Origin of the sequence: Kosakonia sp. MUSA4, from assembly GCF_013085925.1 — a bacterium.
GTDB classification, from domain to species: Bacteria; Pseudomonadota; Gammaproteobacteria; order Enterobacterales; family Enterobacteriaceae; genus Kosakonia; species Kosakonia sacchari_B.
Map to the genome: position 1 here is coordinate 3936898 of NZ_CP025697.1, position 12666 is coordinate 3949563.

A 12666-nucleotide genomic window follows, 5' to 3' on the forward strand; every position below is an offset into this window, starting at 1 on the left:
GTAAATGCCAGAAACAACAAAGCCGGGCATTAACCCGGCTCTGTTTAAAAATTAGGCGGTGCCTAACTCGACGTTTCGCCCGATGTCTGATAAAGCTACGCAATGATCAGCAGTTGGACGGCAGGCACCTTTAAGTGCGTCATTCTGAGTTTATGTAGCGCGTCCCGAAGGGGCTGACATAAGAAGGTGAATGAGCCACTGCCTGTTATTATGCATGTATTATGCCAATGTATAAATCATTATTTTAATATACTGATTACAAATGAATTTTTATCGCCATGCAGAAAAACAAAAATGTTTATCATTTCACCAACCTGTCGCTAATCAGCAACACCCATTCAATACCGAAAATAACTTATTAATAATCAATGAATTAAATGTCTCCTTTTGGAGACAGTAAGGAATATCTGTTGTCGGGAAATACCGACAGTGCCACAGGCAAAAAAAAGCCCCCTTCCCGAAGGAAGAGGGCTTGTCTGCAACAGCCGATTAACCCAGCTGTTTACGGGCGTTGCGGAAGATGCGCATCCACGGGCTGTCCTCACCCCAGTTTTCCGGGTGCCAGGAGTTGGAAACCGTACGGAACACGCGCTCCGGGTGCGGCATCATGATGGTCACGCGACCGCTCTCGCTGGTTACCGCCGTAATACCGTTCGGCGAACCGTTCGGGTTAGCCGGATAGGTTTCCGTCACTTTGCCGAAGTTATCGACATAGCGCAGCGCCACCAGCCCTTTGCTCTCGAGCTGAGCCAGATGCGCCGCGTCACGCACTTCGACACGGCCTTCACCGTGAGAAACCGCGATCGGCATCTGCGAACCGACCATGCCAGCCAGCAGCAGCGACGGGCTTTGCGTCACTTCAACCAGGCTGAAACGCGCTTCAAAGCGATCGGAGTGGTTACGCACAAAGCGCGGCCACAGTTCGCTGCCCGGGATCAGCTCACGCAGGTTAGACATCATCTGGCAGCCGTTACAGACGCCCAGCGCCAGCGTCTGCGGACGATGGAAGAAGGTTTCAAACTCATCGCGTACGCGGTCGTTGAACAGAATCGACTTCGCCCAGCCTTCGCCCGCGCCCAATACGTCACCGTAAGAGAAGCCGCCGCAAGCGACCAGCGCGTGGAAGTTTTCCAGGCCACTGCGTCCGGCCAGCAGATCGCTCATATGCACGTCGATGGCATCAAACCCGGCACGGTGGAAGGCGGCCGCCATTTCCACATGGGAGTTAACGCCCTGCTCGCGCAGCACCGCTACTTTCGGACGCGCGCCGGTAGCAATAAACGGCGCGGCGATATCGGCATTGATATCAAACGACAGTTTCACGTTCAGACCCGGATCGGCGTCATTCGCTTTCGCATCATGCTCCTGATCCGCGCATTCCGGGTTGTCGCGCAGGCGCTGCATCTGCCAGGTGGTTTCTGCCCACCACATACGCAGCGTGGTGCGGCTTTCGCTGAACACCGGCTGGCCGTTCGCTTCGATAACAAAGCGGTCACCGGAAACGGCGCGGCCGAGATAATGAACATTGTCGCCCAGACCGTAGGCCGCCAGTACGCTTTCCACCGCCTCACGATCGGCAGCACGCACCTGAATCACCGCGCCCAGCTCTTCGTTAAACAATGCCGCCAGACGATCGCTGCCCAGCGCCGCAATGTCAGCATTCACGCCGCAGTGGCCGGTAAAGGCCATTTCAGCCAGTGTGACCAGCAAACCGCCATCGGAACGGTCGTGATAGGCCAGCAGTTTACGATCGGCTACCAGCGCCTGAATCGCATCATAGAAGCCTTTTAATTGCTCAATGTTACGCACATCCGCCGGTTTGTCGCCCAGTTGACGGTAAACCTGCGCCAGCGCCGTCGCGCCCAGCGCGTTGTTGCCGTTGCCGAGATCGATCAGCAGCAGGGCGTTATCTTCCGTTGAAAGCTGCGGCGTCACCGTGTGGCGCACATCTTCCACGCGGGCAAAGGCAGTGATCACCAGCGACAGCGGCGAGGTCATCTCGCGCTGCTCGCTACCTTCCTGCCAGCGGGTTTTCATCGACATGGAGTCTTTGCCCACCGGAATGGTCAGCCCCAGCGCCGGGCAAAGCTCTTCACCAACGGCTTTTACCGCCGCATACAGGCCTGCGTCTTCACCCGGGTGACCGGCTGCCGCCATCCAGTTGGCGGAGAGTTTGATACGTTTGATATCGCCAATCTGCGTTGCCGCAATATTGGTTAATGCTTCCCCCACCGCCAGGCGAGCGGAAGCGGCAAAGTCGAGCAGCGCAACCGGCGCACGTTCGCCCAGCGCCATCGCTTCGCCGTAGTAGCTGTCAAGGCTGGCAGTGGTGACCGCGCAGTTAGCGACCGGCACCTGCCACGGGCCAACCATCTGATCGCGGGAAACCATACCGGTTACCGTACGGTCGCCAATGGTGACGAGAAAGGTTTTTTCCGCCACGGTCGGCAGATGCAGCACGCGGTTTACCGCATCAGCCACAGAGATACTTTGCGTATTGAAGGTATCGCCGGTCGCCTGACGGGTTTCTACGTCACGCGTCATTTTCGGCGTTTTACCCAGCAGCACATCCAGCGGCATGTCGATCGGCTGGTTATTAAAGTGCTTGTCATTCAGCGTCAGGTGCTGCGCTTCGGTGGCTTCACCGATCACCGCATACGGCGCGCGTTCGCGGCGGCAAAGCTCGTCAAACAGCGCCAGTTGATCGGCGGCAACCGCCAGCACATAACGCTCCTGCGATTCGTTACACCAGATTTCCAGCGGGCTCATGCCCGGCTCATCGCTGAGGATATCGCGCAGTTCGAAACGCCCACCGCGACCGCCATCGCTCACCAGCTCCGGCATGGCGTTCGACAGACCGCCCGCGCCAACGTCATGGATAAAGAGGATCGGGTTGGCATCGCCCAGCTGCCAGCAGCGGTCGATCACTTCCTGGCAACGACGCTCCATCTCCGGGTTATCACGCTGTACGGAGGCAAAATCGAGATCCGCATCAGACTGGCCGGAGGCCATAGAAGACGCCGCGCCGCCGCCGAGACCGATGTTCATCGCCGGGCCACCCAGCACGATCAGTTTCGCGCCAACGGTGATCTCGCCTTTCTGTACGTGATCCGCGCGAATATTACCGATCCCGCCCGCCAGCATGATCGGCTTGTGGTAGCCGCGCAGCTCTTCGCCGTTGTGGCTGTTTACTTTCTCTTCATAGGTACGGAAGTAACCATTCAGCGCCGGACGACCAAATTCGTTATTGAACGCTGCGCCGCCCAGCGGGCCGTCGGTCATAATATCCAGCGCGGTAACGATACGCTCCGGCTTACCAAAATCCTCTTCCCACGGCTGTTCAAAGCCCGGAATGCGCAGGTTGGAAACCGAGAAGCCCACCAGCCCGGCTTTCGGTTTCGCGCCGCGACCGGTCGCCCCTTCATCACGGATTTCGCCGCCTGAACCGGTCGCCGCACCCGGCCACGGTGAAATCGCCGTCGGGTGGTTATGGGTTTCCACTTTCATCAGGATATGTGCCGGTTCCTGATGGAAATCGTAGCGGCCTTCCCCGCGATCGGCGAAGAAGCGCCCCACTTCCGAACCTTCCATGACCGCCGCGTTGTCTTTGTAGGCTGACAGCACGAAGTCCGGCGTTTGCTCGAAGGTGTTTTTAATCATTTTGAACAGCGACTTCGGCTGCTGCTTGCCATCAATCACCCAGTCGGCGTTGAAAATCTTGTGGCGGCAGTGTTCGGAGTTCGCCTGCGCAAACATATAGAGTTCGATGTCGTTCGGGTTACGCCCCAGACGGGTGAACGCATCCTGCAGGTAATCAATTTCGTCTTCCGCCAGCGCCAGGCCAAGACGCAGGTTCGCGTCAATCAGCGCCTGGCGGCCTTCGCCAAGCAGATCAACACTCTGCACCGGTGCCGGTTGATGGTGTTCAAACAGACGCGCAGCGTCCGCCTGCGAGGTGAAAACACTCTCCATCATGCGGTCATGCAGTTCGGCGGCGACCTCATTCCACTGCGCATCGCTCAGACCCGCCGCGTCAACGTAATACGCCACGCCACGCTCAAGGCGATTGATTTTATTCAGGCCGCAGTTGTGGGCGATATCGGTCGCTTTGGAAGACCAGGGAGAGATGGTGCCAGGACGAGGCGTGACGAGCAGCAATTTTCCGGTCGGCGTATGGCTGCCAAGGCTCGGGCCGTATTTCAGCAGGCGCTGGAGCCGTGCGTACTCTTCTTCGGTAAGGCTCTCATTCAGATCGGCAAAGTGGGCATACTCGGCATAAATATTACTGACCGGGAGGTTGGCCGCCTGAAAACGCGCCAGCAGTTTGTTGATACGGAAAGCGGACAATGCAGGCGAACCACGCAGAATTTCCATCATAAGTCTCTCGTCTTCGAAGCGTCAGGGACGCTTTAAGTGTGCACCAGGGGGAAAACGGGCGTCATTATAGAGAATAGTGCGCGGCGACGAAACCGTTTGCGTCGAAATAAACCATGTCTGATTTTTTAACAATAGCTGTCGCCGACTGCTCTAATTAGTTGCCAACTGGCGTTTTGTTGCGCAAAATGCCGCTCAATCACCGACAAATCCTGTTGTTACCACGGTAAAAAATATTCTGAAGCAAAGCACTGCGCAGAGAATTAACTAATTGAAAAAATTTAAGATTAATTATCTGCTCATCGGCATTGTCACCCTGCTGCTGGCAGCGGCCCTGTGGCCTTCCATTCCCTGGTTCGGTAAAGCCGACAATCGCATCGCGGCGATCAAAGCACGCGGGGAATTGCGCATCAGTACGCTTTCCAGTCCGCTGAGCTATGCCGTCATTGACGGGAAAACCTCCGGGCTGGATTACGATCTGGCGCAGCATTTTGCCGATTACCTCGGCGTCAAACTGAAAGTGACCGTGCGGCAGAACATCAGCCAGCTTTTCGACGATCTCGATAATGATGACGCCGATATGCTTGCTGCTGGCCTTGTCTATAACAGCGAACGCATCAAAAACTACCAGACCGGCCCGGTCTACTACTCGGTTTCACAGCAACTGGTTTACCGGGTTGGCAGCTATCGCCCGCGCTCGCTGCAATCGATCACCGCCGATCAGTTAACCATCGCCCCCGGACACGTTGCGCTGGACGATCTGCGCGAGCTTAAAGAGAAAAAATACCCGGACTTAAGCTGGAAAGTGGACGAAAAACTGGGCACGACGGCGCTGTTAGAGCAGGTTGTCGAGGGCAAACTGAGCTATACCGTGGCCGATTCAGTGGCAATCAGTCTGTTCCAGCGCGTTCATCCGGAACTGGCCGTCGCGCTGGATATCACCGATGAACAGCCAGTGACCTGGTTCAGCAAGCGTGATAACGACAATACACTGTCAGCGGCGATGCTCGACTTCTTCAACAATATGAATGAAGACGGCACGCTCGCCCGGCTGGAGGAGAAATACCTCGGCCACGGCGACGATTTTGACTATGTGGATACACGCACTTTCCTGCGCGCAGTGGACAGCGTATTGCCCGATCTTCAGCCGATCTTTGAAAAATACGCGCAGGAGATCGACTGGCGGTTGCTGGCCGCCATTTCTTACCAGGAGTCGCACTGGGATTCGCAGGCCACCTCACCCACCGGCGTGCGCGGTCTGATGATGCTGACCAAAAACACGGCGCAGAGTCTGGGTTTAAACGATCGTACCGATGCTGAACAAAGCATCAGCGGCGGCGCCCGTTATCTGCTGGATATGATGAGCAAAGTGCCGGATAGCGTGCCGCAGGATGAGAAAATCTGGTTTGCGCTGGCGGCCTACAATATGGGCTACGCGCATATGCTTGATGCCCGCGCGCTGACGGCGAAAACCAAAGGCAATCCCGATAGCTGGGCCGACGTCAAACAGCGGCTGCCGCTGCTGAGCCAAAAACCTTATTACAGTAAGCTGACTTACGGTTACGCCCGTGGTCATGAAGCTTATGCTTATGTGGAAAATATCCGTAAGTACGAAATTAGCCTGGTGGGTTATCTGCTGGAAAAAGAGAAGGTTGCCGCCAAAGCCCTGCAACTGGCGCAGAGTTATCCGGCTGTTTCGACAGATGAACTTAACCGCCCGGATTATGGCGTGATGCCATTCAACGCGCTGACGGCCAATGATGCCTTCCCGCGTAACCCGTTACTGGTGCCCGAAGCGCTGGTAAAAAATCCGCTTAAAGTCAATCGCTAGTTTTTCGGTCGGCGTGAATTGCCGGACGGCAGCGGCGCTTTATCCGGCCTGAAGATTTGGTGAGTCCGGCGGCGATTTCTTCAGCGCTTTTTTCTCCATCCGGCGCTGGCGGAAAAAGTCGCTCAGCAGAGCCGCACACTCGTCGCGCAACACACCCTCTTCCATTTCAATCTGGTGATTCATGCCCGGATGATGCAGCACATCCAGCAGCGATCCCGCCGCGCCCGTTTTGGCATCGCGCGCGCCAAACACCAGCCGTCCGATGCGGCTATGCACCATGGCACCGGCGCACATCACGCACGGTTCCAGTGTGACATATAACGTGGTATCAATCAGACGATAATTTTGCAGCACCAGCCCGCCCTGGCGTAGCGCCATGATTTCAGCATGGGCGGTCGGATCGTGGCGGCCAATCGGCCGGTTCCAGCCTTCGCCGATCACCTGGTCGTGATAAACCAGTACCGCGCCAACGGGGACTTCGCCCTCATCCCAGGCTCGCTTTGCCAGCGTCAGCGCATAACGCATCCAGTACTCGTGATTCAGTTCAGGGTTGGACAAAGGAAAGTACTCCAGTGATTCAGGCGGGGCGCATTATACACAGCGCCCCGGTCAGGCACTACTCCAGTTGTTGCAGCTCACCGCGCGGCGTAACGCGCCAGCGGTGCTGGCAGAAATAGAGCAGCGGGTTATCCTGCTTGCTATCGCTGTAGCCGCTGTACAGGCGCAGCGGCGTACCAATTTTACGCTCTAACTGCGCGACCTTTTCATGACCAAGGCAGCGCATTGTTAACACCCAGCCGCCGTTACGCCGTTTGATTTGGCTGGCAATCAGATTCACACGCGGCAGCCAGGGTGTATCAAAATAGACCTGCTCCACCAGCGGCTGCGGCGAACCGGTAATCAGCCAGATATCCGCATCCGCTGCTGCAAGGTAGTTGGTCAGCCTTGCCTGGACGACCGGAAAGGCCGTTACGTGCCCGCGAAACCAGGCGACAAATTTCTGCTGGAGCGCCAGCAAATGGCGCTCGCTGTGACCAAACGTGCATCCCCACAGCAGCAAGCTCATCGGCCAGCGCGCGGCACGCCCTTTGATCAATAATCCGCCGATAATCACCGGCAACAGCGGCAATACCAGTAAGGCATTAAGCGGGTGATGGCGCAGTAAATAGCGCAGAAATGTCCCGAACATATCCTGCTGATGCAGTGTGCCATCAAGGTCAAAAAAAACGACGCGGCGCTCGGTGGTAGCCAAATGTTATCCCTCTGCCTGGTTTATCCCTGACCGCCAGCCTCCGCTTGTGACGATCGCTTCTTTCATAGCCTAACAGATAGATCCTCACATTTCCGGTAACAGCCACCTCTGATAATCAGCAGATGCCGTTCATTGCCGGATGCTCTACTGCCAGCACGTAACCATAACCCGCAGCCACAATGACGATATCTCATCCGCGCGCCTTTCACTTTGCTCCGTTTCGCCATCTGTTTTTTGCCCGCTTGCTGACCGTGTGCGGTGATCGGCCTGATCCTGGTCAAAAGCTGGTCATTGATATTTTGTATCAATAGAATTTTTAATTCATAATAATGCGCTATTAATGGAATATTAAATTCTTTCGCCCGCTTAGCCGGGTGCAACCCCAGCGGCTGATGATACCTCCCGGAGACGTTATGAACTGTTTGATTCGCATTCGCCAGCGTTACCCTGGCCTGGCGCAGAGCGATAAAAAACTGGCGGAATTTCTGCTGGAAAATCCCGATCGCGCACGCCATTTAAGCTCACAACAACTGGCCGCCGAAGCGGGCGTCAGCCAGTCGAGCGTGGTGAAATTCGCGCAGAAGATGGATTTTAAAGGTTTCCCGGCGATGAAGCTGGCGATCAGCGAAGCGCTGGCCAGCAATCCGAACCCCTACTCGATTCCGGTGCATAACAAAATTCGCGGCGACGATCCGCTACGGGTCGTTGGGGAAAAGCTGATCAATGAGTATCAAAGCGCTATGCATGCCTCGCTGGATGTCAACAGCGAAGAGAAGCTGCTGGAAAGCGTACGCCTGCTGCGCGATGCGCGGCGCATTATCCTTACGGGGATTGGCGCATCCGGGCTGGTTGCACGCAACTTCGGCTGGAAGCTGATGAAAATCGGCATTAACGCCGTCGTCGAGCAGGATATGCACGCCCTGTTGGCGACCGTACAGGCCATGGAACCGGGCGATTTACTGCTGCCGGTTTCCTATACCGGTGAACGGCGCGAGATCAATATGGCCGTAGATGAGACGCTACGCGTGGGTGGTAAAGTTCTGGCAATTACCGGCTTTACGCCTAATGCGCTGCAACAGCGCGCGACGCATTGCCTCTATACCATTGCCGAAGAGCAGGCGACACGCAGCGCGGCGATCTCCTCCACCAGCGCGCAAATGATGCTGACGGATTTACTGTTTATGGCGCTGGTGCAACAGGATCTGGAGCATGCGCCGGAGCGTATTCGCCACAGCGAGGAGCTGGTAAAAAAACTGGTTTGAACAGGGAATGATCGTATAATGCCCGCCCTGTTCGTGATGTTTCTGAGATTTTCCTGATGGCGCTGTTAATTACCAAAAAATGCATCAATTGCGATATGTGCGAACCGGAATGCCCGAACGAGGCGATTTCGATGGGCGACAGCATTTATGAAATTAACAGCGACCGTTGCACCGAGTGTGTCGGGCACTATGAAACCCCGACCTGCCAGAAAGTGTGCCCGATCCCCAATACGATCCTGAAAGATCCCGCGCATGTGGAAAGCGAAGAACAACTGTGGGACAAATTTGTCCTGATGCACCACGCCGATAAAATCTAGTTCTCGATAATCACCGTCGCACAGGCGTAGTGGCGTTCATCCGCCAGCGTCACGTGCATGCTGCGCACGCCCATTCTTTCCGCCATACGCTGCGCCTCTTCCCATAAACGCAGGCTCGGTTTGCCCAGCTCATCATTAAAGACTTCGAACTGATTAAACGCCAGCCCGTTGCGGATCCCCGTGCCCAACGCTTTCGCTGCCGCCTCTTTCACGGCAAAGCGTTTTGCCAGGAAGCGCACCGGCTGCTGATGCGCCTGATAGATTTCCCACTCATTCGCGCTCAGCACCCGTCTGGCAAGGCGATCGCCGCTACGGGCGATCACCGCTTCGATGCGGGCTATCTCAACGATATCCGTACCAATTCCCAGAATCGCCATTAGCCGCGCGCTTCCAGCATCAGGCGTTTCATTTCGGCCACCGCCTCTTTCAGACCACTCATTACTGCGCGGCCAATAATCGCATGGCCGATATTCAGCTCATGCATCTCCGGCAGTGCAGCAATCGCTTTCACGTTGTGATACGTCAGGCCATGGCCGGCATTCACTTTCAGCCCCAGGCTTGCGGCATAGGTTGCCGCTTTGGCGATGCGTTCAAGCTCTTTTGCCTGTTCCGCATCGGTTTTAGCATCGGCATAGCAACCGGTGTGGATCTCGATATAGGGTGCGCCAACCTCGGCGGCAGCTTTGATCTGTTCATCATCAGCATCGATAAACAGCGAAACAAGGATGCCCGCGGCCGCCAGGCGCTGGCAGGCATCACGCATTTTCTCGCGCTGACCGGCAACATCCAGCCCGCCTTCAGTGGTGACTTCCTGGCGTTTTTCCGGCACCAGGCAACAGAAGTGCGGCTTAGTTTCGCAAGCAATGCCCAGCATTTCTTCGGTGACCGCCATTTCCAGATTCATGCGCGTATGCAGGGTCTGGCGCAAAATGCGCACGTCGCGGTCGGTAATGTGACGGCGATCCTCACGCAGATGCACGGTGATGCCATCGGCACCCGCTTGCTCGGCAATAAACGCCGCCTGTACCGGATCCGGGTATGCAGTCCCGCGCGCGTTACGCAGGGTGGCAATGTGATCAATATTGACGCCTAACAGTAATTCAGCCATGACAATCCTCGTATTTTTATGGGTTCCGGCGCGGTCTTCGCCCCGCCTGGCCTGTAATCTTTCCGCTATCGTTTGGGAACAAACTGCCGGAATAGCTCGCGGCTTTTCAGCGGTTTGCCACCAAGATACGGCTTTAACGCAATGCGGGTAAAGCGCTTTGCCGCGCGCAGGGTGTCGGCATCCGGGAACTCCCGCTCCGCCAGCGCGCGCAGATGTCGCCCGGTAAAAGTGCTGTTATCGATCACCACGCTGGCGATAAAGCCCTTCTCTTCCCGGTAGCGGTAGGTCATTGCATCATCCACCGGCTCACCGCTGCCCGCGCAGTGGAGAAAATCCACGCCGTAACCGAGATGGCCGAGCAGCGCCAGCTCAAAGCGGCGCAGGACCGGTTCCGGCGTGCCGGTTGCGCCAGCCAGCGCCTGGATACAGTGCAGATAATCAAAAAAGAGTTCTGAGAAGCGCGTCTCGTGCTCCAGCACTCTGGAGATGAGTTCGTTGACGTAGAGACCGCTGTAGAGCGTGATGCCGCTCAGCGGCAGCGCCAGTGATACCGCTTCCGCGCTGCGCAGGGTTTTGACTTCGCCGCGCCCGCTAAAGCGAACCAGCAGAGGGGTAAAAGGCTGCAAAGCGCCTTTCAGACTGGAGCGTTTTGAACGTGCGCCTTTGGCAACAAGGCGCACGCGGCCTGACTCTTCCGTGAAGACATCCAGCATCAGGCTGGTTTCGCTCCAGGGGCGACTATGCAGAACAAATGCGCGCTGCCAGCCTTCCATGATGTTATGTCCGGCGTTCAGGTTGCAGAGGCACAGGCTGCTTTCGTGCAAGCCAGCCGATGACTTCAAGACTTACGGCCTGGCCGCCTGCCTGCAACCCGAAATTCATCGAGATGGCACGCTTAGAGATCGTCTACATAACCGAGACTGCGCAGGGCGCGCTCGTCATCGGCCCAGCCGGATTTCACCTTCACCCACAGTTCAAGGTGAACTTTGGCTTCGAACATCTCTTCCATATCTTTACGGGCTTCAATGCCGATGGTTTTGATTTTGGCGCCTTTGTTGCCAATCACCATCTTCTTCTGCCCTTCGCGCTCAACCAGGATCAACCCGTTGATGTCGTAACCGCCGCGTTCATTGGTGACGAACTGTTCGATCTCCACGGTCACCGAGTAAGGCAATTCGGCGCCGAGGAAACGCATCAGTTTTTCACGGATGATCTCAGAGGCCATAAAGCGCTGGGAACGATCGGTCACGTAGTCTTCCGGGAAGTGATGAATCGCTTCCGGCAGATGCTTACGCACGATGCTGGCGATGGTATCGACGTTGGTGCCAGTTTCCGCAGAGAGCGGCACGATATCGAGGAAATTCATCTGGCTTGCGAGGAATTGCAGGTGCGGCAGCAAATCCGCTTTTTCCTGCACGTTGTCAACTTTGTTGACCGCGAGGATCACCGGCACTTTACTGTCACGCAGCTTGTTGAGCACCATTTCGTCATCCGGCGTCCATTTAGTGCCTTCGACAACAAAAATCACCAGTTCGACATCACCGATAGAACTGCTGGCCGCTTTGTTCATCAGGCGGTTAATGGCGCGTTTCTCTTCCATATGCAGCCCGGGAGTATCGACGTAAATTGCCTGATATTCCCCTTCGGTATGGATGCCGACGATGCGGTGACGCGTGGTCTGCGCTTTGCGGGAGGTGATCGAAATCTTCTGCCCGAGCAGCTTGTTCAGCAGGGTGGATTTACCGACGTTAGGACGCCCAACGATGGCGATAAATCCGCAGTAGCTTTTTTCAGTTTCAGTGCTCATTCCAACTCCAGTTTTTTCAGCGCCTGTTCGGCGGCAGCTTGTTCCGCCTTACGACGGCTGGAACCCGTGCCAACCACCGGTTCACTCAGGCCGCTAACCTGGCAGTGGATAGTAAATTCCTGATCGTGCGCTTCACCACGCACCTGCACCACCAGATAGGAAGGCAGCGGCAGATGGCGACCCTGCAAAAACTCCTGCAGGCGCGTTTTCGGATCTTTTTGTTTATCGCCAGGACTGATTTCGTCCAGGCGCGTCTGATACCAGCTCAGGATTAATTGTTCGACGGTCTGGATATTGCTATCAAGAAATACCCCGCCAATTAATGCCTCAACGGTGTCCGCCAGAATAGATTCACGGCGAAAACCGCCGCTTTTCAATTCACCCGGCCCTAAACGCAGACATTCGCCCAGTTCAAATTCGCGGGCGATTTCCGCCAGCGTATTTCCGCGCACCAGCGTCGCACGCATACGGCTCATATCACCTTCATCCACGCGAGGGAAACGGTGATAAAGCGCATTTGCGATCACAAAACTTAAAATAGAGTCGCCGAGAAATTCGAGACGCTCATTATGTTTGCTACTGGCGCTGCGGTGGGTTAATGCCTGCTGCAACAGATCCTGATGTTGAAAAGTGTAGCCCAGCTTCCGCTGAAGCCGATTAATTACGATGGGATTCATGCGATACCAATAAATAAATGCGTCAACAATGCAGCACA

At 56.0% G+C, this 12666-nt stretch carries 11 protein-coding genes; 3 read left to right on the top strand and 8 right to left on the bottom strand.

Annotated features, from left to right (window positions below; translation table 11 throughout):
• Window positions 1–489: 489 nt before the first annotated feature.
• On the bottom strand, window positions 490–4377 hold the full coding sequence (gene purL / locus C0557_RS18530) for a phosphoribosylformylglycinamidine synthase (RefSeq protein WP_208660119.1): 3888 nt from the start codon (window positions 4375–4377) through the stop codon (window positions 490–492).
• A gap of 268 nt (window positions 4378–4645) precedes the next feature.
• Between purL and mltF the strand changes: the two genes are divergently transcribed.
• Window positions 4646–6205 carry a membrane-bound lytic murein transglycosylase MltF gene (mltF, locus tag C0557_RS18535; protein ID WP_208660121.1) on the top strand — a complete coding sequence of 520 codons (1560 nt, stop codon included), beginning with the start codon at window positions 4646–4648 and terminating at the stop codon, window positions 6203–6205.
• Window positions 6206–6244: 39 nt separating this feature from the next.
• On the opposite strand, the gene tadA is transcribed toward mltF, so the two are convergent.
• Window positions 6245–6730 carry a tRNA adenosine(34) deaminase TadA gene (tadA, locus tag C0557_RS18540; RefSeq protein ID WP_371813268.1) on the bottom strand — a complete coding sequence of 162 codons (486 nt, stop codon included), beginning with the start codon at window positions 6728–6730 and terminating at the stop codon, window positions 6245–6247.
• Between the two features lie 91 nt (window positions 6731–6821).
• Window positions 6822–7457: a phosphatidylglycerophosphatase C gene (gene yfhb / locus C0557_RS18545; RefSeq protein ID WP_074778688.1), complete on the bottom strand. Its 636-nt coding sequence runs from the start codon at window positions 7455–7457 to the stop codon at window positions 6822–6824.
• Window positions 7458–7870: 413 nt separating this feature from the next.
• Between yfhb and C0557_RS18550 the strand changes: the two genes are divergently transcribed.
• On the top strand, window positions 7871–8719 hold the full coding sequence (locus tag C0557_RS18550; protein WP_007370782.1) for a MurR/RpiR family transcriptional regulator: 849 nt from the start codon (window positions 7871–7873) through the stop codon (window positions 8717–8719).
• Between the two features lie 56 nt (window positions 8720–8775).
• On the top strand, window positions 8776–9036 hold the full coding sequence (locus tag C0557_RS18555) for a YfhL family 4Fe-4S dicluster ferredoxin (RefSeq protein ID WP_007370781.1): 261 nt from the start codon (window positions 8776–8778) through the stop codon (window positions 9034–9036).
• Here the strand turns inward: C0557_RS18555 and acpS are convergent.
• From acpS to rnc, 5 genes are all read right to left on the bottom strand, one after another.
• Window positions 9033–9413 carry a holo-ACP synthase gene (acpS, locus tag C0557_RS18560; protein ID WP_007370780.1) on the bottom strand — a complete coding sequence of 127 codons (381 nt, stop codon included), beginning with the start codon at window positions 9411–9413 and terminating at the stop codon, window positions 9033–9035. The two genes, C0557_RS18555 and acpS, sit on opposite strands and share 4 nt — an antisense overlap.
• Window positions 9413–10144 carry a pyridoxine 5'-phosphate synthase gene (gene pdxJ / locus C0557_RS18565; RefSeq protein WP_074778682.1) on the bottom strand — a complete coding sequence of 244 codons (732 nt, stop codon included), beginning with the start codon at window positions 10142–10144 and terminating at the stop codon, window positions 9413–9415. Before pdxJ ends, acpS begins: the two co-directional genes overlap by 1 nt.
• A 65-nt stretch (window positions 10145–10209) precedes the next feature.
• A complete protein-coding gene (gene recO / locus C0557_RS18570; RefSeq protein WP_035888212.1) occupies window positions 10210–10917 on the bottom strand; it encodes a DNA repair protein RecO in 708 nt (235 codons plus the stop codon).
• A gap of 122 nt (window positions 10918–11039) precedes the next feature.
• Entirely contained in the window at window positions 11040–11951 is a 912-nt protein-coding gene (era, locus tag C0557_RS18575; RefSeq protein ID WP_064564483.1) for a GTPase Era, read from the bottom strand.
• Window positions 11948–12628 carry a ribonuclease III gene (rnc, locus tag C0557_RS18580; protein WP_007370776.1) on the bottom strand — a complete coding sequence of 227 codons (681 nt, stop codon included), beginning with the start codon at window positions 12626–12628 and terminating at the stop codon, window positions 11948–11950. Before rnc ends, era begins: the two co-directional genes overlap by 4 nt.
• Between the last annotated feature and the right edge of the window lie 38 nt (window positions 12629–12666).